Source organism: Bacteroidales bacterium (assembly GCA_013141385.1).
GTDB lineage: Bacteria > Bacteroidota > Bacteroidia > Bacteroidales > Tenuifilaceae > UBA8529.
Genome location: JABFRB010000042.1, coordinates 17,028 through 42,490 on the forward strand (window position 1 = coordinate 17,028; position 25,463 = coordinate 42,490).

General features: G+C 35.7%; 18 protein-coding genes and 2 tRNA genes. 11 read left to right on the top strand and 9 right to left on the bottom strand.

Translation table 11 applies throughout. The features are described from left to right. Positions 1-4 precede the first annotated feature (4 nt). The 8 genes from HOO91_19560 to HOO91_19595 all read right to left on the bottom strand — a co-directional run bounded on the left by HOO91_19560 (position 5) and on the right by HOO91_19595 (position 11,309). Positions 5-2,701, bottom strand: a complete 2,697-nt coding sequence (locus HOO91_19560) for a TonB-dependent receptor (GenBank protein ID NOU19761.1) — start codon at positions 2,699-2,701, stop codon at positions 5-7. A 361-nt stretch (positions 2,702-3,062) separates the two neighbouring features. Continuing rightward, entirely contained in the window at positions 3,063-6,320 is a 3,258-nt protein-coding gene (locus HOO91_19565; protein ID NOU19762.1) for a peptidase S41, read from the bottom strand. 108 nt (positions 6,321-6,428) lie between these two features. Beyond that, positions 6,429-7,175, bottom strand: coding sequence for an MBL fold metallo-hydrolase (locus HOO91_19570; protein NOU19763.1), 747 nt, complete (start codon positions 7,173-7,175; stop codon positions 6,429-6,431). A 293-nt stretch (positions 7,176-7,468) separates the two neighbouring features. After that, positions 7,469-8,317 (bottom strand): DUF1207 domain-containing protein, encoded by an 849-nt coding sequence (locus HOO91_19575; GenBank protein ID NOU19764.1) that lies wholly within the window; start codon positions 8,315-8,317, stop codon positions 7,469-7,471. Positions 8,318-8,328: 11 nt separating this feature from the next. Next, on the bottom strand, positions 8,329-8,670 hold the full coding sequence (locus HOO91_19580; GenBank protein NOU19765.1) for a hypothetical protein: 342 nt from the start codon (positions 8,668-8,670) through the stop codon (positions 8,329-8,331). A 437-nt stretch (positions 8,671-9,107) separates the two neighbouring features. Beyond that, complete coding sequence (locus HOO91_19585; protein ID NOU19766.1) at positions 9,108-9,857, bottom strand: MBL fold metallo-hydrolase; 750 nt, start codon at positions 9,855-9,857, stop codon at positions 9,108-9,110. A 430-nt stretch (positions 9,858-10,287) separates the two neighbouring features. Continuing rightward, positions 10,288-10,785, bottom strand: a complete 498-nt coding sequence (locus HOO91_19590) for a hypothetical protein (GenBank protein ID NOU19767.1) — start codon at positions 10,783-10,785, stop codon at positions 10,288-10,290. An 11-nt stretch (positions 10,786-10,796) separates the two neighbouring features. Further along, positions 10,797-11,309 (bottom strand): DUF2628 domain-containing protein, encoded by a 513-nt coding sequence (locus tag HOO91_19595; GenBank protein NOU19768.1) that lies wholly within the window; start codon positions 11,307-11,309, stop codon positions 10,797-10,799. Between the two features lie 373 nt (positions 11,310-11,682). Here HOO91_19595 and HOO91_19600 point away from each other — a divergent pair, with 373 nt between their 5' ends. Together HOO91_19600 and HOO91_19605 are read left to right on the top strand one after the other, a co-directional pair. Next, positions 11,683-11,769 carry a hypothetical protein gene (locus HOO91_19600; GenBank protein ID NOU19769.1) on the top strand — a complete coding sequence of 29 codons (87 nt, stop codon included), beginning with the start codon at positions 11,683-11,685 and terminating at the stop codon, positions 11,767-11,769. 852 nt (positions 11,770-12,621) lie between these two features. Continuing rightward, on the top strand, positions 12,622-13,497 hold the full coding sequence (locus tag HOO91_19605) for a lauroyl acyltransferase (GenBank protein ID NOU19770.1): 876 nt from the start codon (positions 12,622-12,624) through the stop codon (positions 13,495-13,497). A gap of 77 nt (positions 13,498-13,574) precedes the next feature. On the opposite strand, the gene HOO91_19610 is transcribed toward HOO91_19605, so the two are convergent. Continuing rightward, complete coding sequence (locus HOO91_19610) at positions 13,575-14,207, bottom strand: NAD(P)H-dependent oxidoreductase (protein NOU19771.1); 633 nt, start codon at positions 14,205-14,207, stop codon at positions 13,575-13,577. Positions 14,208-14,842: 635 nt separating this feature from the next. Between HOO91_19610 and mutS the strand changes: the two genes are divergently transcribed. The 9 genes from mutS to HOO91_19655 all read left to right on the top strand — a co-directional run bounded on the left by mutS (position 14,843) and on the right by HOO91_19655 (position 25,459). Beyond that, positions 14,843-17,422 carry a DNA mismatch repair protein MutS gene (gene mutS, locus HOO91_19615; protein NOU19772.1) on the top strand — a complete coding sequence of 860 codons (2,580 nt, stop codon included), beginning with the start codon at positions 14,843-14,845 and terminating at the stop codon, positions 17,420-17,422. Positions 17,423-17,781: 359 nt separating this feature from the next. After that, on the top strand, positions 17,782-19,299 hold the full coding sequence (accC, locus tag HOO91_19620) for an acetyl-CoA carboxylase biotin carboxylase subunit (protein NOU19773.1): 1,518 nt from the start codon (positions 17,782-17,784) through the stop codon (positions 19,297-19,299). A 71-nt stretch (positions 19,300-19,370) separates the two neighbouring features. After that, a complete protein-coding gene (locus HOO91_19625; GenBank protein NOU19774.1) occupies positions 19,371-19,952 on the top strand; it encodes a biotin/lipoyl-binding protein in 582 nt (193 codons plus the stop codon). Positions 19,953-19,966: 14 nt separating this feature from the next. Next, on the top strand, positions 19,967-21,508 hold the full coding sequence (locus tag HOO91_19630; GenBank protein NOU19775.1) for an acyl-CoA carboxylase subunit beta: 1,542 nt from the start codon (positions 19,967-19,969) through the stop codon (positions 21,506-21,508). Between the two features lie 149 nt (positions 21,509-21,657). Continuing rightward, positions 21,658-21,733, top strand: a tRNA-Gly gene (locus HOO91_19635). Positions 21,734-21,797: 64 nt separating this feature from the next. After that, a tRNA-Leu gene (locus tag HOO91_19640) sits at positions 21,798-21,882 on the top strand. Between the two features lie 431 nt (positions 21,883-22,313). Beyond that, on the top strand, positions 22,314-23,600 hold the full coding sequence (locus HOO91_19645; GenBank protein NOU19776.1) for a TolC family protein: 1,287 nt from the start codon (positions 22,314-22,316) through the stop codon (positions 23,598-23,600). Between the two features lie 132 nt (positions 23,601-23,732). Beyond that, entirely contained in the window at positions 23,733-24,800 is a 1,068-nt protein-coding gene (locus HOO91_19650; protein NOU19777.1) for an efflux RND transporter periplasmic adaptor subunit, read from the top strand. Continuing rightward, a complete protein-coding gene (locus tag HOO91_19655; protein NOU19778.1) occupies positions 24,797-25,459 on the top strand; it encodes an ABC transporter ATP-binding protein in 663 nt (220 codons plus the stop codon). The genes HOO91_19650 and HOO91_19655 overlap by 4 nt, the downstream gene beginning before the upstream one ends. The last annotated feature ends 4 nt before the right edge of the window (positions 25,460-25,463 follow it).

A 25,463-nucleotide genomic window follows, 5' to 3' on the forward strand; every position in this document is an offset into this window, starting at 1 on the left:
TATTTTATCGAAATTTGATATTTAGACTGATATTCGGTGTGATTCCCAGAAACTTCACAGGCGTTTTAATAATTTGGTTTTCAATTATCTCGTATTCATTATACCAAATATTGCTACGGTTATAAAGATTGAAAACTGAAAAACCTAGGGTACATGGCGAATCGGGGCCGAGAATAAAATTATACGAGGCAGACACATCAAGTCGATGGTATGCTGGTAGCCGCATTCCATTTTTTACTGTAACATTGATATAATCGCGGGTTGTTCCATCAAGAAGTGTAAGCTGATATCCCCCTTCGGGTGCTGTATAGGGTTTCCCTGTGGCGAATATCCAAGTGGCTGAAAAGTCCCATTTACGCCATTTATATGAATTAACTAACTTAAATTCATGCGATACATCGTTAGACGCATAGAAATAGTAATTGCCATAGTTATTGAACTTATTTATAACACGACCAATTGTATAACCTATCCAGCCCGTGTAATCACCATATTTTTTTTGGAAAAGAAAATCAATACCTTCGGCAACGCCTGATCCAATTTGGTAATTCTCCTCATAGGAAACGTTTTGACGCATAGTTTCAAAACGAAGAGAATATTCTGAAAGGCTACTCAATGATTTATAGTAACCCTCAACATCAATTAAAAAATCTTTTGTTTCGTAGGAAAATCCTGCAATAAAATGATTCGATGAGCTTACAGGTAGTTTTTCTCCATCAGCTAAGGCCCAAAAATCGCGACTTCCCTGAAGAATATCTTCACGCACTACTCTTTTAGCGAATTGATAATATCTACCAATAGAAGACTTAAGTTTTAACCTTGAATTGAGTTGATAGGAGGCACCGATTCTTGGCTCAATATAACTTTTGCTAGTATTAGTAAAATAGTTATATCTCAAGCCAGTGGTTACATTTAATTTCTCATTCAGAAAATTCATTTTATCCTGAAGATAGCCGGATAATGTTGCACCATTTGTTTTGCGGTCAATAATTTTTAATGTGTCATTTTGAGAGTATGAATAATTAATAGAGTTGAAAATTGACTGAGCACCAAACTCAAGTTTGTGTTTGTTTGTTAGTTTATATTCAAAATCTACTTTAGCGGTATAATCTAGAAGATTGTTATTTTCGAGAACCCCACGATTAATGGTTTGAGTATTTCCGTCCTCATCAACATAACTACCACCAGTTGATCGATCACGTTTACTGAAATAGTTTGAAAAGCTTAAAAGAGCATTTGTGAAAAACTTATCATTCCAGTTCTTCGACCATTTTAATGATGATCCTGTATTTCCCCAGTATGTTAAATCGGTTGATTTCATGCTAAAATCATGAATTCCGCCTCCACCTCCTGGACCTCCACCTGGACCACCCTCAGGCCCCCTAGGTTTAATAGAGTTATCTAAATCATCTGCTCCATTGTAAAAGCTGAATGAGATATTTTCGTTCTCGCTAATTCGGTGTGTAAATTTTGCATTAATATCGTAAAAATATGATTTTAGATTATTATTGTCTTGTCCTGGAGGCTCTTGAGAATTTGTATTATCCGATTGAGTGTTAAATTGATTAAAAATTTTATTGTAAACAGGACTCTGCCAGCTTCGTCGAAATGAAACAATTACTGAGGATTTTTCACCAATGGGAGATTCTGTAAAAGCATTCATCGATAGCATTCCAATATCCACGCAAGCATTAAATCTTTTGCGATCACCCTCTTTTCCAGTGATCTCAACAACACTTGAAAGTCTACCACCAAATTTTGCATCGAAACCCCCTTTGTAAAGTTGTACGTCTTTAATAGCATTTGAGTTAAATGAGCTGAAGAACCCAAAAAGGTGTTCGACATTATAAACTGTAAAGCCATCATAAAGAACAAGTGATTGATCTGGGGTTCCTCCACGTACATATAATCCTGATGAATTCTCATTGGCCGCACTTATACCCGGCATTAGTTGGAAAGATCTGAGTATGTCTTTTTCACCAAGATTGGGTAATGTATTAAGTTTTAAGGGTGTAAGTTTAATCATACTTGTTTTTTCGTTGGCTTCAAGGATATCCTGCTTTTGCCCCGTTACAACCACCTCTTTGATCTCTTGAGATGCGACGTTTAGTTCAATTAGCAGGTTATTGATTGGAGATTCGGGGGTTAGGTAAAGGGTTTGCTTTTCGTACCCTATGTAGCTACAAATTAGAGTTACCGTATCGCAGGGTACATTTACCAAGGTAAAATGCCCATCTACGTTAGTTGCTCCGCCTATTGTAGTCCCTTTTACTGCGATGTTAACAAAGGGGAGCGTTTCCCTTGTTGAATTGTCGATAATTTTGCCGGATAGGGTAATATTGTACCGTTTGGGTTTACCCCTATAACTCTTTACCCCATCGAGTTTCTTAAGATTTTGATTTTCCCATCGCTCTATAATGTGTATTACCTTATCATTGCTGGTATAATATTTTAGTTTATTTGTGCGACAGATTTTATCTAAGAACTCTTCCAGCGATTGTTGAAAAGGACGTTCTTCAATGTTTATAGAATTAGCCAACTCCTTATCAAAAGAGAAAACGATTCCATGTTTCTGGCTAATCCTATTAAGAACACTCTCGAGAGTTCCAAAATAGAGCCCATCAATTTTAATATTGGCAGGTGCTTGGGAGTAAACAAAATTTTCCGAAAAAAGAAAAAGTAGGATTACGAGTTTTTTCATGCTCACCTTATGTGTCAAGTTATTATTTATTCTGGATTTTATAGGATGAGCAAATATCAAGTGACATATATCAAAAAAGAAAAAAGATAGACCTTGGGGTCTATTTCATCGATAGTCCTGTTTGTTTTATCTATTAATGATTAGTGTTAAAAATGTTGGATATGTGTTTTAACTTAGATTACATATTGGAAGGAAGAATTGAATTTGAAAAAATTCTGTAATCCGCATTGGAAAATGGCCACAACGTTTTTAGGTTTTAAAAACATTTAATACAAAAGTTTAAAGCAGCAAATTTGCTGCTTTAAACAAGTTTTTACCAATCAATATTTTTTTTGCTTAACCTCATTTTTACAGAAACAGTCTATTTAACTAGTTTTAAGAGTTCTTCAACAGCTTTCTCCAATTGTTGATCTCTGCCCTTGCTAATTATCAAAGGTTCATTCTTAATAACAAAATCGGGTACTGTTTCTAAGTTTTCCAGCCACTGACCCTTACTATTTTTTGTACTAACAGGAATTACACCCCAACGGGTGGCACCATCCTGTAAACCTTCCCATCCAGCAAAGCTGCAAGTACCAGGGGTTGGCATTCCAATAGTTTTGCCAATCCCTAAGTCCTGATAGCCGCATGCAAAACAATGTCCATCGCTGTAATTTGCTTCGTTAAACATAGCCACAGTGGGTTTTGTCCAACGGAAAGAGGGTTCGTAACCAAGTGAACGTTTTTCATTCCCATAAACTAAAAACTTATTACCAGTAAAGAACATTGCTAAATCAGAAACAAGGTCACCACCGCCGTTGAAACGGGTGTCGACAATAACACCTTTTCGGTCGTGGAATTTGCCCATCATCTCCTCATAGATATCACGATATGGCCCATCGCTCATACCCGGAATATGCACGTACCCTAACTGTCCGTTGCTAATTTTATCAACTTCCTCCTCGTTCTTTTTTACCCATCGTTTATAGAGCAAACCGTTCTCTTCATCAAGTGAAATTGGTTTAACAGATATTTGTTGCCTTGTGTTGGTTGTAGGATCGAGAACTTGTAGCAGAGTATACTTATCAACTTTGCGGTTAAGGAACATTGCGACATCCTTGTTGGTAGAAATTGTTTCACCATCAATCTGTTCGATTATCATTCCAGGGCTAACCTTTATATTCGATTTATCGAGAGCCCCCCCCTGAATTACCTCGGTAATTTTAATACCATCGCCGATAAAATCATAATCCATAAATATACCAAGAGATGCGGTTGCGTCACCGTCAGGATTTCTTGAGTTATACCTTGCCCCAGAATGGGAGCTGTTGAGTTCACCCAGCATTTCCGAAAGCAAATCGGCAAACTCATAACCATTACCTATACTTGGAAGATATTTCATGTAATCGCTGCGAAGTTCATCCCAGTTGGCTCCATGGAAGAATGATGTGTAGAAGCCTGTTTTGGTGCGTTGCCAAACATGATCGAACATATATTTCATTTCGGCAGCCATATCCAGTTTCATCTCCCCTTTTATCACAATCGATTCACGCTTTCCTTTATCAACATTGATTTTCGAAATTTTTCCATCGGCAAGAAGGAATAGGTTCTTCATATCCTTATCCCATTTAAGTTGACCATTGTTGGCATCAAGTTGAATTTCCATTTTGGCTTCCTTTGTGCGAAGGTTTGTACTCCACAGGTTTAAACCTTTTTCGAAACTCGATAGGTAGTATAAAGTTTCTCCATCCTTTGATAGCACTGCATCACCAAGTGATGATGAGTTTATGGTCAATCTTGTTTTACGTTCTCGAATATTATCCCAATCGAATTTTAAAATGCTATCCTTTTTAACCTCGTCAGTTTTATTATCTTTTTTGTCCTTCTTATCTTTTGATTCATCTTTATTTTTCTTCTCTTTTTCCTTTTGCTTTTCTTCAATTGCTTTAAGAAGATCATAGTCCTCTTTGCTTAGGTTAAAACGATCCCAAGCATTTTTAGTAAAGAACATGCTGTATACGTCGGCTTGCCTTTCACCGCTGTTGGCATAGCTTCTCATCCCATCGCGATTACTGAACCAAAGCATTTGTTTGCCTTCATTAACCCATTTGGGGCGGAAATCGTTATAACCGCTTTGGGTTAAATTTATCATTTTACTCTTTCCATCGGCTGCTATGATTACAGCTTCTCCATTGGCCATTACTGGATAATATTCTACCAAAAGCCATTTACTATCGGGGCTCCATGTAAAATACTGGTCACCATCTGCCATGTAAAATAATTCATTGGGTGTTAGTATGGTTCGGGTTTGTTTGCTAATAATGTTATAAATCACAAGCGAAGTGTGATTTTCAATATAAGCCACCTCTTTCCCATCTGGTGAGTATTGGGGTTCATAGCAATTATTTTCGCTATTAAAAAGAGGTTCTTCTTTTAGCACTGTTGAAGCGTAGAAGTAAGGTTCTTCCTTGCGTGTTTTTTTAGTTTGATAGATTTGCCATTTCCCATTTCGTTCGCTAGCATAAAGAATTGATTCTCCATCGGGCGAAAAACTTACAAATCGCTCTTGTTCTGGGGTGTTGGTGATTCTTTTAGTTATCCCTCCTTCAACGGATGAAACGAAAACCTCGCCTCTAACAACAAAAACGACCTCTTTCCCATTTGGTGAAATATCCATTTCCTTTGCGCTTCCATTGATTGATAGGAACAAATCGTTGTTACGCTTATCCTCGGTACGAATTGTTACAGATACTTTTTTCGGTTCACTGCCTGATGTCAATGTATATAATTCACCATCGTAACCAAAACATAGCGTTCCGCTATTACTAATGCTTAGAAAACGAACAGGAAATTTTTTTAAATTCGTAATCTGCTGCTTTTGCTGAGGATTATCTAAGTTGAGCTTATGCACATTAAAATTTCCACTTTCCTCGCTTAAATAATATATACTTTTATCGTTATCGGCAAAAACTGGATTTCGATCTTCCCCTTTAAAATTCGTAATCATCTTTTGATCCCCAGTTTTACTATTGTATAGCCAAATATCACGGGTAATAGATGATGTATGATGTTTACGGAACTCATTTTCACCCCCCTTCTTGTCGTGATAAACCATGAGTTGACCATCCTTGCTAACCTGAACGGCTTCGGCTGGAAATGTCCAAACCATGCTTACTCGACCACCATTTACTGGCACATTGTATAACTCTGGTTGTGAATTTATTGGGAACTGCCTATGGCTAGCTAAATCCTGGCGCTGTCCACCAAATATTACCGATTTATCATCGGCACTGAAGGAGTATGGATATTCATTTCTAGAATGAAAAGTTAATCGTCTTGGTTCACCGCCTTCTGAGTTTACAACGAATATATCGAAGTTCCCATATCGATCCGATGCAAAAGCAATGGACTTGCCATCATGGCTCCATACGGGCATGTAATCGTATGCCTCGTTGAAAGTAATTGCTTTTGCAGTGCCTCCTACTGATGGTACGGTATAGATATCCCCCTTGTATGTAAAAGCGATTGTTTGCCCATCGGGAGAAATTGCTGAATATCGTAACCAATTTGGATTATTTTGTCCTAGTATTTGGGTTACTCCCCAAAAGAGGAATAATGTTAGATTTATTAATTGTTTCATAAATTGTTATTTGTAGTTAATAGTTGCTTTTATTGAATACTCTTTATCAATATGTTTTTGTATTTTAATCCTATGACTCATATATTGATAAATAGTTTAGTTCATAATCTATTTTTCCCAATCCTTAACCGCATCCTTGTAGTTGTTTGTAAATCCATGATGTGCTGTAAAAATATATTCAGCATTTTCGAAGTTGGTTAGTTTGCTAATAGACTTTAAAGCAGTTTTAGTATCCATATTAAAAAACTTATTAAATCCGCCTATTTTTCCATCATTTAGACTTAAAGCATCACCTGTAAATAGATATTTATCGTTTATTAGATAGCACATTGAACCGGGTGTATGACCAGGGACAAGAATACCTTTAATCTTTAGATTTAACAGATTTATTACCTGATTGTCATCTAAAACGTTGTACGGTCTATCCAACTTGCTATTCTTGAAGAATAAAAACCTAGATTTTTTTCCAGTAACCATTTGTTCTTCCTGCTTTGATATGTAGATTGATGCTTTTGGGAATAAACTTATTGCTTTAACATGATCGTTATCGGTATGTGTAAGTAGGATTGCTACTACATCATCTGGGGAAATTTTAAGTTTGATAAGACCTTCCTTTATACCTTCAATGGTGTTTCCGCCATCAATTGCAACGTATCCATTGCCACTTCTAATTAAATATATATTTACAAATGAATCCTTAATAGCATATATGCTATCAGTAATTTGACCTGTTTCAGTAGGCGACATCTTTTTAACCTCTGAAGATGCTTTAATTCCGTACCATACAAAAAGGATAACAATTAAAGCGATTACAATACCTATAACCCAAAGGGTTCTTTTTATTATTTTTTTCATCCGAATAAAATTTACGTTAAGTATATAATTGGTTGTCTGGCTACATTCTTTAGAGTAATAACTATTTACAATGATGGAACACCCATATTTTGTTTATCCGCATTTGTGTTAACAGTTTAACATGGGTGTTTCATAGAAGTAGATTATTTACATTTTTACAACTTTATAACAAAGTTAATAAAATAAAAAGCACAGTGCATAAAACCGTGTTTTGTGAAATTAAAACTTTCTTTGTTGAAATGTAATTCACGCAAGTATTTGATTACGCTAGATTTGGATGTATCTGTTTTTATTTAAAATAAATTTAGCCATATCACTAGCCCAAGCCAGTTGACTCTTCCATATTTTAGAGTGCTGTAGGGGAGTTGACCAGAATAGTATTCAAGCCAAATCCTAACCAGCGATTCAGATTTTCGGTTAAAGCTAACACCCAAGGCTGTTCTTAAATCTGGGTTAAATTCATTTTCGGCAAATATTTTAATGCTGATTGAGGTAAATAGGTTAACGGGTTTTGATTTTCCAAAATCCCAAAGACCACCCCCTTGAACCGATAAACGCTCCCTGAAAACATATTTTGTATAAACCTCACCAATTCCTGCATACCAGTAACCATTCGATATTAATCTCAAATATGTTAAATCCGCCTGCTCGTAATTATCTGATTTGTCGTTTGGTATGGTATCATTGTGGCGTAACATATAATCATCGCCAAGATGCGATGAAACATGGAATAACCTAAATCGTAAAACATGTTTATTTTTCTGAACACTAATATCACCGCTAAGCTTATAATCATTGTTGAGCAACCCTGCAAGGTAGGAACCATTATCCTTTTTTATAAGATCGAACTGGGTAAAAGTAGCAGCACCAAAATTCAACTCCCATAATATTGATTTTCCATGTTTTACAACAACTGGCTTAGTAAAGCCAAAATTCACCAGAGAGTATAAACTTTCACTATTTCCTTTTCGCGATAATATGTATGAACCACCACTAATTTGACACTCCAACGGATCGAGGAATACAGAAGGGAATACCCTATTCCTCGGGAAAAATATTAGAGTTGAGTCCTTGATCGAATTAGCATTTGATGTTGGAATAATACTCAAGCACAGAAAAACAAATAGGAAAATTCGTTTCATGCTGTTCAATGCTATTTCCTTTTTATATAAAAATATTCGAGAGTATAAAGGAGTGCTATAAATAGTAATGGAATAGAGAGGATTAGAAAACTGGTTGCATTATTATACGTTTTAAAATAAAACGTTATGGCAATGAATAGCAGAGTAAACAGGAAAGAACCCCAAAATGATTTCTTCCAAGTAATTATGGCAATAATAAGAATAGATATCGAAGGAATAGTATGGATAGTGAATCCAATCATTTTTTTCCCAAATGGTGCTGGCATACTAAAAACATCGAAAGCAAACACACTAAGGAAAATGGCAATTGAAATTGCAATTAAACGGGGTAACCAGAAGAGTACTGTTTTCATTATTCTAATATTTTCGGGAAAGGTAATATTATCTTAAATTCATGTCAAATCAGAGGTATAATTTTTCAGGCTTAAGGTATATTTTTCATACAATTGTGAACTAAGCGTTGAAAACAATCATTGCACAGATTAATGGGGCTGTCTGAAAAGTCAAAATTAGATCTCGCAAAGCTCACAAAGAAAAAACGCAAAGATCGCAAAGTGTTGAAATAATGAATATTATACTTTGCGATCTTTGCGAAAACTTGGCGTTCTTTGCGTGAAAAAATTCTTTTTAGATAACCTCTGAAGGAAAAGGGGTGTTGGACTTTAGCCCAATATCAATATTCGCATATAACACCAGCAATATTTTTCAAATTATTTTTTGAATTACAAACCGATAACTTTGGCTGTGGAACGTGCAGTACAATTATTAGCAATTATCGCATTTTGCGATATCAAAATAAAAAAACCATTTCATCCTCAACAAAAACTATACTTCCCTTATTGGAAATGCTATTCCTAATGTTCAATAAATTGGCATTCTTCCAGTTAGGATTGGTATGTATTAAACCAACCTTCTCAATCCGAAACCTGCTTTGCAAATCAACAATATCTTGAAGGGATGTATGATCCATACTATTTACATTTACCATCGACCAGCAATCATGAAGAAGCAGTTTGACATTTTTTGCTGCCTGAAATGTTCCCTCATTTAATGCCGTATCCGTTGCATAATGAACATAGTTTCCAACCGTAATTCCATACGATTTTCCTGTATGAATTTGCTCCGTGATATTTATTTTGATATTTCCAATAAAGAATCCATTTAAATCATAATCAGCAAAATTAACTCTCTTCCCAATGCTCTCAACAGAAATAAAATACGGGGGCGATAAGAATGTTGTAATAATATCTTTACACGCCCTATTTACTAAATTATTTCCTGGGCCATAAACATTAATAATCTTCTCCTTTGCCCAATTACCAATATAGCATAGACCAATAATATGATCGAGATGATAGTGACTATAGATAATATGAATCTCCTCATACTTATTTAATAGCTCTACATATCCCCCTAACCTTGATATTCCAGTACCTGTATCAAGAATTATTAGCGATTCACCTGTATCAATCAAAAAGCAAGAGGTTTCCTTTGCCGATGTAGGGATCCATCCACCACTTCCTAATGCAATAATTTTCATAAGTCTTTAGCTAATTTTTGATTTACCTTTCACAAAAAGGTCGATTTTCTCTCCCACTATGAAACTTAACGCACTCAGCGCAATTTGTCTTTCTTGGGCATTTTAAGTTTGTACATAGGCAATCTTTTTGACCATCTATCAAATTCATTATCCCCTTGTTTATTGAATCATCAATAACTTTGGTTTTTTCCATTGTTTGGTGTTTAGTAAAGTAATGGATGTCGCTAAGCTAGGAATTAATTCTATATGAGTATCCGTTTAGATTACTATTTCGATAAACAAACCTAACGGTCATTCCGGGCGAAGTCCCGGAATCTGGGTGTAAAAAGGGGATTCCTGCATTCGCAGGAATGACAGCAAAGCGGATACACATTTAATTCAATATCTGCAAATCATGCCCTATGGCCACTTAACGGCTATTGTAGGTCAATTATTTATCTTGATTGGAAATCACAATATTCTCACTCTTTATCAATATTCTGTCTTTATCATAAAGAAGTTTTTGATAGTACTTATTGTCAATTAATATCTCCTCGGCAACAACCTTCAATTCATCCTTATGATTTAAAATAGATTCGCAATACTTGATAAATGTTTTATTGTCGTTTATTTTCACAATTTTGAGTATTACAACTTTATCTTGGGATGATATTCTAAAGTATTTAATCACTTCTTTTTTAGCACCACTTTTATAATACTTGATTTTATGTTTAGAGATAATTTTCCCAGAATCAAGTGTTGAAATTATCTTTTCTTTCCTATTGGATAAATAGTTTTTATAACTCATTTTATAAACATTTAACTCTTTATCCTCTATTTTTTTAACCTTCACAAAAAAGTCTTTAATCGAATCACTGCCTTGTGAGTATGAAGTAAGAACTATCAAATTAATGAATAAGAGAAACAGGTAAAATTTGTGTTTTTTCATAATAATTATAGTTATTGGTTATTACTTAAAATTAGTAAAAAAATTAAAATAAATATGATTGATAAAATTAATATCCAATTACCACTTCCAGCCTTTTTGAGTTTTTTCATTTTTATTGTCTCTTCATCTGTTGATGAAACAATTTTTTCAACCTTCCTTTTTGAATGTTTTAAAAAAAAGTAATTTCCAAAATAACCTAAAATTGTTCCATAAACTAATAACCAAAGAACTCTTAGTGATATTTCAATGTCTGGTGAATCTCCAAGTCTATTTACTAGGAATTCCTCAATTTTTGATTCTACAAATGCAACTCCTATAATAATCAATGAGAGAATATAAAGTCGTCGATATAAAACCCAAAATATTCCAAAGAAAAAGGCTCCGATATTAAATGAGAATCTCTTTCCATTTTCAAGATCAATAAGTTTTGGTATAAAGTAGCCCTTTCTTTTCCCAAAATAAATTTCGAAATATTCAATCTTCACATCTCCAATATTTTCGTTTTTCGCTTCTTCAATTTCCATATTATTGGTCATTGGTTCAGGTGATGTTTGTCAAGAGTTAAATATGGTGCATTTTGTCCCATATCATTTTTATATGTCCCAAAAATAAAGTTTTTGGGACATATAAGAAGTTATATGAGATTTTTTAATGGATTGAGGTTAACGGTTGGCGGTATTAAACGTTGGAGATTTCGAAACTACGTTCCTATCAACCGTTACAGACTTTGATGCGAACTGAAACGCATGATGTGCCACTAAACCCCTATGGTGTATGATTACTTGTTGGGCGTTGTGTTTCCTTGCCTGATGAAGAATTTAATGTGTCAATTAAGGTTTCTCTCATTAGAAGAATTTCTGTTTTTATATCCTTTACAGATAACTCTAAGACCTTAAGATTTTGATTTATTTCATTAACTTGATCTTGATTTATATTTGCGTCAAAAATGAATGGTGCAATAAAAGAAAACAAAAGAGCTCCTAATGCTAGATAAAATGAAAATCTAGAAATTCTTGTTTGTTTTTTAGATTCAGTTAGTTCCTCCTCATGATACATCTGTTCGTAAGTTTTAAAGTTATTTTCTAGTATTTTTTTCAATTCAGATCTAACATAAAAGTAACTAATTTTATATCTCATGATAAGATCAAATATGTTTGTAGGAATTGGTTGGATAAAGAAGTCAGTAACTTTACTATCAAGTATTTCTTGTGTAATGTTTTTAGAAACGAAATTGCCTTTTTGGGGTAAATCATAATTTGAATGTACAAATATTAGATTGTTTTTTTCTAAGTAATCTATTGTTGAGATACATTCGAAGAATTCAGTTAATGCATTTTTATCTGTTTTGGAATATAAAAGTGATATTATTTTGGCATCTTCTTTAATCTCAATACCTCTGTCAACGAGTACAGTATTTGAAATGAAATCAAGGACATTTGATTTTAATAAGTCAGTCTTAACTAGATTTTCTATTAATCTTTGTTCGTATTCACTAAAATTTTTCATAGTTATCAGATTTATGTTTTTATATCTTGACATAACGCCAATTTGTTTATATATAAAACTTTTCCGTTCATATCCCTCCATTTTCATGGGGATATATACAATTCTTACCATTAACTACATCAAAGTTAACATTTTCTACAAATCGTTAAGCAATAAAAAATTTGAGTTAGAAAATAATCTATCACAATAGAGTTAATCCATTTTATTACATATACTTAAGGCAAAAAACCTCCTTAGTAGGTAGCCCTTTATCAAAATTCTTATTATAACTAATTTGAAAATTACTATTTTGTCAGTTTGTTTAGGTCCGATTTCAAATACACTTAGAGCATGAACCTACTTGGTGCTTTTACTTTCTTTTGTGCCGTGGTTTTCTTCGGGTTATTCCCTTTCCCGCTGCTGTACCTTTTTTCATACGTAGTCCGTTTTTTTCTTTATGGAGTTTTTGGTTATAGGAAGGCAGTGGTTGTTGAGAATCTTAAGGGATCGTTTCCCCGTTATAGCCATAAGGAGATAAAACGGTTAACAAATCTTTTTTACAAAAACCTTGTAGATATTATCCTTGAGGGGTTTAGAGCCTTTACCATGTCGCGTAGGCAGATACTTAAACGGCATCGCATTACAAACCCCGAATTACTTGAGGAATTCTATAAAAAGGGGCAAAGCGTTATTGTTGTTGCTGGTCATTACTGCAATTGGGAGTGGGGAAGCCTGTCGGCTAGGCTGCAAACGGAATTCAATGTTGTTGCCTTCTATAAGCCATTAAATAATGGGTATGTGGATAGGTTTGTTCGCTGGAGTCGCTCCCGTTTTGGGACAACCCTTGCACCCATAAAGGATACCTCGTTAACCTTTGAACAATGCAAGGGTATAAGAACTATCTATCTAATGGCTGGTGACCAAGGAATGCCTAAAGAGTTTATGGATAGGGCATACTGGGTGCAATTCCTTAATAGGGAAACTGCCTTTCTGCATGGAATGGAGAAACATGCTCGTTTAAATAATCTCCCAGTACTTTATGCCGATATTCAAAGGTTAAAGCGGGGCTACTATGTCATAGAGTTTACAGTGCTAACCTTAAACCCACTTGAACTTGAGGAAGGTGTTCTTACTGAGATGTATGCTCGAAAATTGGAATCAATAATAATTAAAAAGCCTGAGAACTGGCTTTGGTCGCATCGCAGATGGAAGCATAGCCGTGATTAAACTGGAAGAATCTATTTTTCAACTCAAAATGCCCATTTAAGTTTCCCCTCTTTTTTAAGGAGGGATTGGGAAGGTCACTATTTTAATTCCGTAATGAAACGAGCCTTCGGTGTGCGCACTTTTTTCAGATTTACCAACCAATCATTTTCAGTATCTCTATAACCCAGTGGAAGCAATGTGACACTTCGCAATCCTTTCTCTTTTAGATTTAAAAGTTCATCAAGAGCAGCATTATCAAAACCTTCCATAGGCGTAGCATCAACTTTTAGCTCAGCAGCAGCCGCTAAGGCAATACCGAAGCCAATATATACTTGACGTGCAGCGTGTGCAAAATTTTGTTCAGCTGAACGAGAACCAAATCTACTTATTAATCTGTTTTTATAATCATCCATTGAGTCTGCGGGTACTCCGCGTTCGGCAACAGTGCGAGAAAAAACTTCGTTAATACGCTCGGGAGTATAATTATCCCATGCTGCAAAAATGAGCAAATGCGAGCAATCGGTAATTTGGGTTTGATCAAAAGCAATAGGTTTAATCTTAACCTTAAGGTTGGCATTGGTCACCACAATGATTTCAAACGGCTGCAAACCCGATGATGTGGGTGCTAGGTGTGCCGCTTCTAAGATAGTATTTACCTTATCTTGCGGAACGGCTTGCCCGTTCATCTTTTTTGTGGCATAACGCCAGTTTAGTGCATTTATTAATTCCATATCTATTAACTGTTAAAACGAAAATCAATTTGTATTAGACAAACACCTTAACTATAATTTAGTTTTTGCAAATCAAACAATAAATTTACAAACTCTTAAAATCCTACTAAGAGGGTTTACAAATTATTTTAAGGAATCCACTTTTGAAATCAAATATTTTATTGAACCACCCGGTTTAATGTTCATTTACGAACACATTTGTTCGTGAACGAACAGAATTAAATTGCAGAAAATAAAAAAGGCTACCCTCTACGTAGCCTTTTATTCCTAATAATGAGATTCGATTTTTATGTATTTTGCTGCAAATTATTAACCCATATTGTATAAAACTTGTTCTTTTAGTAGAAAACAACTATAATTGCATCAAATACTTTTAAAAATTAACCCCAACCAAACCTCTATTTATAAAATCCTTCTTCATTCGCGTGAGGGAGGATTTTTATTTTATAATCAATATACATGCCAAACTTTATTTACAAATTTATTTAGCGGTAAAAAATTTTATTGATTAGTTGATTTGTTTTGTTAAGTAGAAGATTTTAATAATTTTGTTTCCTTCAAATGTTTAGTAAACTTCATTACATCTAATCAGATTGAGCAATTTTAATGAGAGTACGGTTGTAGAAACCCCTTTAATGAAGCAGTACTTTAGTATCAAGCGGAAACACCCTGATGCTATACTACTCTTTAGGGTGGGCGATTTTTACGAAACATTTGGTGATGATGCCATTAAAGCATCTGAAATTCTTGGAATTACACTTACCCGTAGGGCAAATGGTGCTGCCGCTTACGTAGAACTAGCGGGCTTTCCTCATCATGCGCTCGATACCTATCTACCAAAGCTAGTTAGAGCAGGGCAACGGGTTGCAATTTGCGATCAGCTTGAAGATCCTAAATTAACAAAAACCATTGTAAAACGTGGAGTTACAGAATTAGTAACGCCAGGCGTATCTTTCAATGAAAATGTACTTGAACGAAAAGAAAATAACTTTCTAGCCTGCGTCCACCTTGATAAAAAAACCGCAGGTATTGCATTTCTTGATATTTCAACCGGAGAATTTCTTGTAGCAGAAGGAACAATAGATTATATCGATAAACTATTAGGTAGCTTTAACCCCAAAGAGGTACTAGTTGAAAGATCAAAACATCAGGATTTTCTGGAGTTATTTGGTTCAAAATACTACACCTTTAAGTTGGAGGAATGGGCTTATAATGCCGATGGAGCAAATGATAAGCTGCTTAACCATTTTCAAACCGCATCGCTAAAAGGGTTTGGGGTTGATAGCATGAAGTTAGGAGTTACCTCGGCAGGAGCAATTCTTTACTATTTAGATATCACACAGCACAACCAGATAAACCACATATCATCTATTTCGAGAATTGATGAGGATAAATATGTTTGGCTCGATAGGTTTACCGTTCGCAACCTTGAACTTTTCTCATCGGTAAATGAAGGTGCAAAAACTTTAATTGAGGTAATAGATAAAACAATCTCCCCAATGGGAGGAAGGCTTCTTAAACGTTGGATAGCCTTCCCTTTAAAGGATATCTCCGCTATTAATGAAAGGCAAGGGGTTGTAGAATATTTTATAAAAAATCAGGAGATAAATGATTTATTGATTGAAAAGGTAAGGGATATTGGTGATTTGGAGCGAATTATATCGAAAGCTGCAGTAGGTCGAATTACACCCAGGGAGATGGTTCAGCTTAAAACATCTTTGACCACACTTATTTCAATTAAAGATCTTTGTGAAAATTCGAGTGAACCTACTTTACAGAGGATTGGCGAACAGATTAATCTTTGTTCAAGAATTAGGGAGCGTATTAGTAAAGAGATTGTTAGCGATCCACCTGCACTAATAGCAAAAGGCGGTGTAATTGCCAATGGTTTTAACTCCGAGTTGGATGAACTACGAAACATCCAGCATTCAGGAAAAGATTATCTAATAAACCTTCAGCAGCGAGAATCGGAAAGAACAGGGATCACTTCGCTAAAGGTTAATTTTAATAATGTTTTTGGCTATTTTATTGAGGTACGTAATACCCATAAAGATAAAGTTCCTGCAGATTGGATTCGAAAGCAAACACTTGTATCGGCAGAGAGGTATATAACTGAGGAACTTAAGGAGTATGAGGTTAAAATTTTGGGAGCCGAAGAAAAAATACTTCAAATTGAGATAAAACTTTTTCAGGAACTTGTCCATAGTTTATCGGAATATGTGGCATCAATCCAATTAAATGCCTCACTTGTTGCGCAAATAGACTGTTTACTCTCATTTACAATGTGCGCAAAAGCATATAGCTATTCAAAACCATTTCTTGACCAAACGAATGTAGTTGATATTAAGGCGGGTAGACACCCAGTAATCGAACGGATGCTTCCAGCGGGTGAGGAGTATGTTGCAAATGATGTTTATATTGATGACAGGGAGCAACAGATTATTATCATCACTGGACCGAATATGGCTGGTAAATCTGCACTGTTGAGGCAAACCGCACTAATAGTTCTTTTGGCACAAATAGGATCTTTCGTTCCTGCGCAAAGTGCGTCAATTGGGGTTGTTGATAAAATATTTACACGGGTGGGGGCTTCCGACAATATCTCGCTTGGAGAATCAACCTTTATGGTTGAAATGCAGGAGGCTGCAAGTATTTTGAATAACCTATCGGGCAAAAGCCTTATCCTTCTCGATGAGATTGGAAGAGGAACATCAACCTACGATGGAATATCCATTGCTTGGGCCATGGTTGAATACATTCATGAGCACCCACAGGCAAAAGCAAAAACGCTTTTTGCTACTCATTATCACGAACTGAATGAGATGGAGGCTACATTTCCACGTGTTAAAAACTATAACGTTACCATCAAGGAGTTAGAAAACAAAGTAATCTTTTTAAGAAAATTGGTTAGAGGTGGGAGCGAGCATAGTTTTGGAATTCATGTAGCACGAATGGCTGGAATGCCCCCGAGTGTGGTTAAACGTGCAAATGAAATACTGGCTGAGATGGAGAAATCTCAGCAAGGTCAATCACTCCATAAACCTGTAGATGAACTGGGTAAGCACCGTGAGGGCTATCAACTCAGCTTCTTTCAGCTTGAAGATCCTGTACTGAAACAGATTCGAGATCAAATCAAATTACTAGATATTAATAATCTAACACCCGTAGAGGCTCTTAATAGGTTAAATGAGATTAAGAGAATTTCGGGGCTCTAGCTTTTTCTACATATTTTATTGGGATCATTTATTCAAAAGACTATTGTATGCGTTAAATACGATCCTGTAATTTATTTCCATTTATCATTGTTCTGTCAAATTATCCTCTGTTTTTTGGTATTCATATTGAGCAAAAATATTTTTTATTGTGTGGTCTTTGCATTATTGTGCTGTTGTATTTATATTATAGTACGGTTACTTAGAATAAATATAGAATTAAACTTTTTACCTTATTATATGTTTGTGATAATAAGGTGTTTGTGTTTAACGGCAGTGTTATAAAGCATAAAAAAAATCAATAAATGTTTTTTAACATAAAATTTGACTTAGATTTGTCCCGGATTCAATGAGCAAAAACTATGATAAAAAAAGTACTAATTGCAAATAGGGGCGAAATAGCCGTTCGTATTATTCGTTCTTGTCGTGAATTGGGTATTAAGTCAGTAGCCTTATATTCAGATGCCGATAGAACAGCTATGCATGTACGGTATGCTGATGAAGCTTACCATATTGGACCTTCTCCATCAAAGGAGAGTTATCTGAATGGCGATAAAATAATTGAAGTAGCCAAACAGTGCGAGGCTGATGCTATTCATCCAGGGTACGGTTTTTTATCAGAAAATGCTGAGTTTGCCAAGAAATGTAAAACAGCAGGTATAATCTTTATTGGCCCAACTTGGGAGTCGATAGTAACTATGGGAGATAAAATATCTGCACGATTAAAAATGATTGAAGCAGGTGTTCCTGTTGTACCGGGGACTCAGCAAAAAGTTGGAGATATTGAAAGTGTAAATAAAGTTGTTAGCGAGATAGGGCTGCCTGTAATTATTAAAGCATCAGCAGGTGGTGGTGGTAAAGGGATGAGGTTAGTACGTAAAAAAGAGGATTTAGCATCTGCCATTCGGATGGCTCAATCGGAGGCTCTATCATCATTTGGAAATGATACTGTTTACATAGAGAAATATTTGGATTCTCCTCATCATATTGAATTTCAAATTCTTGCCGACAAGCAAGGAACAACTGTACACCTTTTTGAGCGTGAATGCTCAGTTCAGCGTCGTCATCAAAAGATGATTGAAGAAACCCCATCACCATTCATTACCAAAGAGCTCAGGGATCAAATGGGAAAAGCAGCAATTAAGGCAGCAAGAGCAGTAAACTATGAGGGTGCTGGAACCATTGAATTCCTTGTTGATGCAAATCGCAATTTTTATTTTTTAGAGATGAATACTCGGCTACAGGTTGAGCACCCTATCACTGAGCGTACAACAGGCATCGATTTAGTTAAAGAGCAAATCTATATAGCATCAGGAAAACCTATTTCCTTCAATCAGGATGAACTTGTTCAATTTGGCCATGCAATAGAATGCCGTATTTCTGCTGAGGATCCTTTTAATAATTTCATGCCCTGTCCTGGTATTATCAGGCATATTAGCGAGCCAAATGGTTTAGGGGTAAGGACTGATGGTTATGTTTACGAGGGTTATGAAATCCCTATGCATTATGACCCAATGATCACAAAGATTATTACTTGGGGCAGAACAAGACCAGAGGCAATAGAACGAATGAAACGAGCACTTTTTGAGTATAAGATTACAGGAGTTAAAACATCTATTAAATTCCTCGAAAAGATAATGGATAATAAAGATTTTAATGATGGTAACTATGATACTCATTTTATAGAAAAGCACATGGATGAATTACTTGATATTCATTCAGATCCACACCCAACCACCACTGATATGGCTCTAATTGGAGCTTATATCGACTACACTACCAAACTCGAAAAAATTGGGATGAACGACTTTGTGATAACTGCTAAAAAGAACGAGAAATGGAAGGAGTACGGGTTGATGAAATCATTACAAAGAATTTAGTACCATTAATCTGATTTTGGTATTAGGGAATACTTACAAATAATAAATATTTTGATTAATAATTACTATTAATGGAACATTGGAAAAAAAGAGATAAGAAACTTAATGATCCAGCTCAATTTCGAAACACTATAAAAAGCAGTATGGCACTTGATATTAAAATCGGCGATCGCGATGCACATGTTCGTATGATTAAAAAGGAAGGATCAAAAGCGACCATTCAAATCGATGAAAAAATTTATGAAGTAGATATCATCATGGTTGAAAATGGTGTATACTCTATAATTCATGAAGGAAAATCCTATAACATAGAGATGATTCAGGGCAGTAGTCCTAAAAATTATTTTGTAAATACGTACTACTCATCTCATGAACTCAACATTATTGATGCTCAGAGTCGTTACCAGCAGAATAGGAATAAGGATGGATTACATAGTGGAGATAAAATCATATCAACACCAATGCCTGGGAAGGTTGTTCGAATTCCTGTTAGTGAGGGTGATCAAGTTGAGAAGGGAACCACGCTTATTGTAATATCCGCCATGAAAATGGAAAGCGAATATAAATCACCTTTAGATGGTGTTGTTAAAAGAATATATGTTACAGAAGGTGAGACTATTAATGGTCACCAACCCCTTGTTGAAATCGAATAATTAGCTTATTATTTATGAAGACTTTAGAAGAAAAATTTAACCAGTTTGAGCAAAAAATAAAAGAAGCCACACTGGGTGGCGGTTCTGAGCGTATACAAAAACAGCATGAAGCAGGTAAGCAAACTGCCCGTGAGCGAATAATTGAATTCCTAGATAAAGGATCTTTTAACGAATTTGATATGCTTGTTACACATCGCTCTAATGAGTTTGGTATGGATAAAACTAAAACTCCTGGCGATGGTGTTATTTCAGGTTATGGAAAAGTAGAGGGTCGTTTAGTGTATATATTCGCATTTGATTTTACCGTTTTTGGGGGAACCTTAAGTAGGGCAAATGCCGATAAGATAGTAAAGGTTCAGCAATTGGCGCTTAAAATGGGTGCACCCTTAATAGGACTTAATGATTCTGGTGGTGCTCGTATTCAGGAAGGCGTGCAAAGCCTTGCAGGTTATGCCGAGATTTTTCACAATAATGTTAAGAGTTCAGGAGTAGTTCCTCAAATCTCATGTATTATGGGTCCTTGTGCAGGAGGAGCAGTTTATTCACCTGCTTTGACTGATTTTATTATTATGGTTAAGGATACAAGTTATATGTTTGTAACTGGTCCGGATGTAATTAAAACAGTAACTCACGAAGATGTTACAAAGGAAGAGCTTGGGGGTGCAATTACTCATAATTCTAGGAGTGGTGTTGCTCATTTTGTTGCAGAGAACGATGAGCAAGCAGCCATGCTTGTTCGTGAATTGTTGGGATTTTTACCATCCAACAACATGGAGGAGGCACCTCTTGTTCCCACAACTGATGATACCCACAGACAGGATGAGAGTTTGCAAACGCTTGTCCCATTAGATCCAAATAAGCCTTATGATATCAAAGATCTAATTGAAACTATTCTCGACGATAAAAATTTTCTGGAGGTTCAACCACATTATGCTAAAAATATTGTAATAGGTTTTGGTCGTATGGCAGGGCAGTCGGTTGGAATCGTTGCTAATCAACCAATACATTTGGCAGGAGTTCTTGATATTGACTCTTCAATTAAAGCTGCCCGATTTGTTAGATTTTGCGATGCCTTCAATATTCCAATAATTACTTTTGTTGATGTTCCCGGATTTCTCCCCGGATTAACTCAGGAAACAAACGGCATAATTAAACATGGAGCAAAATTACTTTACGCATTTTCAGAAGCAACAGTTCCTTTAATAACTGTAATTACTCGTAAAGCATATGGTGGAGCCTATTGTGTGATGGCTAGTAAACATATTGGTGCTGATGTAAATTTTGCCTACCCAACAGCCGAAATTGCAGTAATGGGACCGGAGGGAGCCGTGAATATTATTTTTAGAAACAAAATCTCAAATGAAGAGGAACGTTTAGAAAAAATTGAGGAATACCGCGAGACCCTTGCAAATCCATATAAAGCTGCTGAACTTGGATATATCGATGAGGTTATTTACCCCAAACAAACCCGGTTTAAAATAATTCAAGCCTTGGAGATGACAAGGAATAAAACCCAACAACCTCCACATCGGAAGCATGGAAATATTGTTCTTTAAGCCTAAATAGTGAGGATTAGCTCTAAATATATTTCAAAAGATTAAGTAACGTGCTATATTTAAGCGTTTTAATCAATTGAACATAAAAAGTGTATTTTTTTTTTGGAGATGTTAATAAATGCTATATTTTTGCATCACCAAAAAACAATGCAGAAGTAGCTCAGTTGGTAGAGCATAACCTTGCCAAGGTTAGGGTCGCGAGTTCGAGTCTCGTCTTCTGCTCCAAAAGCATAAAGTTCAAAGTTTACATAAGCTTTGAACTTTTAACTTTAAAGTTCTAAGATTTATTGCCCGGGTGGTGGAACTGGTAGACACGCAGGACTTAAAATCCTGTGGCCATTGCGGCTGTGCGGGTTCAAGTCCCGCCCCGGGTACGAAAGCCTCGAGTAATCGAGGCTTTTGTTATTTTGTAGATTTGAATAAATGATTGTGAAGTTTATCATATTTGACTTGAATATGACCGCTTTGAGAATCTTTTCTAAATAACTTACGTTACGATTATCCCATCTATTAATGGAGAATTTTCTAGCAAATCTATGATTTAAAGAATATTCCACTCGTTATGTTGATTTAAGTTGTTTTTAGCCTAGAAGACCTCCAGACCCATAATATTACTAATTTAAGAAAAATATCAAGTATATAGCATAAACAATAACTGTTTATTGCAATTTCTGAATGTTTGCGTTCTTGGCTTGGTCTGGATTTATCAAGCCCAAGAATTCGGTAACAATTTGTTACAAACCTGAAAAAAGTGCCTTACAAATGCATCGTTATTTTGCTTGCGAATCAAATATGGCATTCTACAATGAAAAAAACAATTTACATTCTAATCGTATTTTACGTTCACATCTCTTGGCAAACAATGGCTCAAATAGAGTCAACTAATGTCGCACTAAGTCAATGCATTGATGCTGCTTTAATCAATAATCCAAGTATCAAGGAGTCAGAAAACGATGCAAGCATCTCCGCTTTGGGTATTAAAATGGCGCAGTCCGGTTTGTATCCAACTGTTTCAATCGAAGGTTCTGGAGGAATATCAGATCAATACCGATTGGGAAATGATTATAAGATCGGTACTGCTAAACTGACAATAGATCAGTTAATCTGGCAAAAGGGAAAAGTTAAATCTGTCATAGAACAGACCCGTTTTACTAAAGACGCTTCTATCGCTTCACTTGAAGCTCGCAAACAGGAACTAATCGTTTCGGTTAAGAAAATATATTTTACCTGTTTACAGCAGAATCAATTGTACTTAGTTGCTCAGGATAATGTATCGAAGGCTGAATTATTCTTAGAGTATGCTAGAGAGCGTTATAAAATTGGAGTTGGAAGGAAATCGGATATTCTGAAAGCAGAAAGCGATCTTGCTGAAGCTGAATTTGAAAGAGACTCATACCGGAACTCGCTAAAGCAATCGCAGAACGAACTATCCATGCTTACGGGTCTTTCTGATAATAATCAGTCTCTACTAGTAGATACATGGCAAGTTGGCAACCTTGAAACATACAACAAACAATCCGATAGCCTTTTTGCAATTGCATTTAAAAATTACCCCGAATTGCAGATGATTAACAACCTTGGATTAATGCAACAGGCAAAGATTCAAGAGACAAAAGCAGAATTCTATCCACGAATAGGAGTCAGTGCAGGTTACAATTGGAGCTACAATCCTATCGTTCAAAAGCAAAATAGTTGGTATTCAGTAGTAGCCCTTCGATGGAATATATTCAATGGTAATGAAAAACGCTATAGGTTACAATCGGAAAAGATAAGAAGAATCAGCTATGAAAATCAGGCTGATGAAATAAAGACCTTTTTAATAAAGGAGGTAAGCAACTGCTTAATCAGCATAAAGGAAGCAGAAAATCAAATTGTCCTTACCAACAAATTAATGAAAACTACCTCGGAAAATCTTGAAATAGCCAAAAGTCAGTTCAATGTTGGAACAGGTTCAATGTTAGAGCTGACAGATGCTAGAGTAAAAGATCTTTCAGCCAAACAAAAAAATATTCAGGCCATGACCACTTTTCAAATTGCTATGGCAAATCTCGAACGCTTAATTGGAAATACTAATGAAACACCCATGTTATAGTTTAACAAAAAATGAGATAAACAAAATATGGGTGTTCCACGATTGTAGGTTACTAGCCTTACCATTTGTCTTACATCTCGCTATTAAACAATCGTTTAACATAATTATAATCTCGTGAAAACAAGAAATAATATGAATTACTTAATTAAATCTTTAGTTGTACTAGGCATGGCTGTAGTTATGGCATCATGCTCGAACACTACCGAAAGCACAACTTTTCAAACCGTTGCCGTACAGCGAAAAACCATATGCACATCGATAATTGCAACGGGTATCATTAAGCCTAAAGTTGGTGCAGAAGTCCGCGTAGGATCAAGGGCTTCAGGCATTGTAAAAAGGCTTCATGTAAAAATCGGAGATGAAGTACGTAAAGGAGATTTACTGGCCAATCTTGATGATTCTGAACTATCGGCACGATATCGATTGGAAATGGCAAATCTGGACAATGCTCAAACTGTTTTGAAATATGCTAAAATCGAGATGGGCAGGGCTAAATCTTTGGTTGAAAAAGATTTTTCTTCCATTCAATCGTATGACAATTTGGTGAAAGAATATGACATGGCTCTCTCACGAGTTGCTAGCGTACAGGCTTCGGTTGATTATGCTTTAACAGAACTCGGATTTACCCAAATAGTAGCACCTATCTCTGGGGTCATTGGTTCAGTATCCACACAGGAAGGAGAAACAGTCTCTGCCTCTTTTTCTGCTCCTACGTTTGTAACAATTATTGACCTTTCACGCATTGAAGTGTGGGCATACGTTGACGAAACAGATATTGGTAAGATAGAAATTGGACAAAAAACGAGTTTCACTCTCGACACCTATACCGGAAACAGATTTGAAGGTACTGTGTCTGCCATTTATCCCAAGGCAGAGATTCGCGATAATGTGGTTAACTACATTGTAATCATCGAAATATCTGATAACATGGGCAAAATCCTACGGCCAGAGATGACGGCATCGGTTACGATTCAAACAAGTGGTATGGACAATGTTTTGAGTATCCCGAACAATGCAATTAAACGGAAAAATGCAGAAACTGTGGTCTATATCCTCGAGAACGGAAATCCAATACAGAGAAAAATTAAAACGGGTATCAAAGGACCTCAAATAACGGAAGTTATGGAAGGTCTGAAGGAAAATGATCAGGTAATAATAAACAGTGAAGAATTATTCAAAAATAAAAACCAACAGCTATGATTCAACTAAAAAATGTAAGTAAGAAGTTCAGTAATAATGGACAAAAACCAGTGCAAGCGCTGAAGGAAACAAATCTGGTTATAAAACAGGGTGAGTTTGTTGCCATCGTTGGTCCATCAGGGTCAGGTAAATCAAGTATGATGAATATCCTAGGCATGCTCGATAGACCAACCTCTGGAGAATATTATTTCGAAAACAGGGAAATTAATACTCTCAGCGAGGATGAATTGGCTTCTATCCGAAATAAAAAGATCGGTTTTGTTTTTCAGAAATTTCACCTTCTACCTAAAACTACAGCATTGGAAAATGTAGAACTACCATTGCTCTATTCTGATCGGAAAAATATAAATGGACTAGCAATGAATGCACTCAAACAAGTAGGTTTGATTGATAGGGCAACTCATCGTGCCAACGAGCTATCGGGAGGTCAGCAGCAACGAGTTGCCATTGCTCGTGCCCTTGTAAATGAACCGGATATAATCTTTGCCGATGAACCAACTGGTAACCTTGACTCTGCCTCAGGTCAGGAAATAATGAGAATTTTTCAGGTATTGAATGAAGCTGGCAAAACGATTGTGCTTATAACTCACGACTTATCAGTAGCAGCTTACGCCAAACGAACAATTCAAATTCACGATGGCATTGTTAACGAAAATTGATAAA

Bases quoted from the DNA above. Each gene is read 5' to 3' on its own strand.
- HOO91_19560 (NOU19761.1), bottom strand. From the start codon at position 2,701: ATGAAAAAACTCGTAATCCTACTTTTTCTTTTTTCGGAAAATTTTGTT.
- HOO91_19565 (NOU19762.1), bottom strand. From the start codon at position 6,320: ATGAAACAATTAATAAATCTAACATTATTCCTCTTTTGGGGAGTAACC.
- HOO91_19570 (NOU19763.1), bottom strand. From the start codon at position 7,175: ATGAAAAAAATAATAAAAAGAACCCTTTGGGTTATAGGTATTGTAATC.
- HOO91_19575 (NOU19764.1), bottom strand. From the start codon at position 8,317: ATGAAACGAATTTTCCTATTTGTTTTTCTGTGCTTGAGTATTATTCCA.
- HOO91_19580 (NOU19765.1), bottom strand. From the start codon at position 8,670: ATGAAAACAGTACTCTTCTGGTTACCCCGTTTAATTGCAATTTCAATT.
- HOO91_19585 (NOU19766.1), bottom strand. From the start codon at position 9,857: ATGAAAATTATTGCATTAGGAAGTGGTGGATGGATCCCTACATCGGCA.
- HOO91_19590 (NOU19767.1), bottom strand. From the start codon at position 10,785: ATGAAAAAACACAAATTTTACCTGTTTCTCTTATTCATTAATTTGATA.
- HOO91_19595 (NOU19768.1), bottom strand. From the start codon at position 11,309: ATGGAAATTGAAGAAGCGAAAAACGAAAATATTGGAGATGTGAAGATT.
- HOO91_19605 (NOU19770.1), top strand. From the start codon at position 12,622: ATGAACCTACTTGGTGCTTTTACTTTCTTTTGTGCCGTGGTTTTCTTC.
- HOO91_19610 (NOU19771.1), bottom strand. From the start codon at position 14,207: ATGGAATTAATAAATGCACTAAACTGGCGTTATGCCACAAAAAAGATG.
- mutS (NOU19772.1), top strand. From the start codon at position 14,843: ATGAAGCAGTACTTTAGTATCAAGCGGAAACACCCTGATGCTATACTA.
- accC (NOU19773.1), top strand. From the start codon at position 17,782: ATGATAAAAAAAGTACTAATTGCAAATAGGGGCGAAATAGCCGTTCGT.
- HOO91_19625 (NOU19774.1), top strand. From the start codon at position 19,371: ATGGAACATTGGAAAAAAAGAGATAAGAAACTTAATGATCCAGCTCAA.
- HOO91_19630 (NOU19775.1), top strand. From the start codon at position 19,967: ATGAAGACTTTAGAAGAAAAATTTAACCAGTTTGAGCAAAAAATAAAA.
- HOO91_19645 (NOU19776.1), top strand. From the start codon at position 22,314: ATGAAAAAAACAATTTACATTCTAATCGTATTTTACGTTCACATCTCT.
- HOO91_19650 (NOU19777.1), top strand. From the start codon at position 23,733: ATGAATTACTTAATTAAATCTTTAGTTGTACTAGGCATGGCTGTAGTT.
- HOO91_19655 (NOU19778.1), top strand. From the start codon at position 24,797: ATGATTCAACTAAAAAATGTAAGTAAGAAGTTCAGTAATAATGGACAA.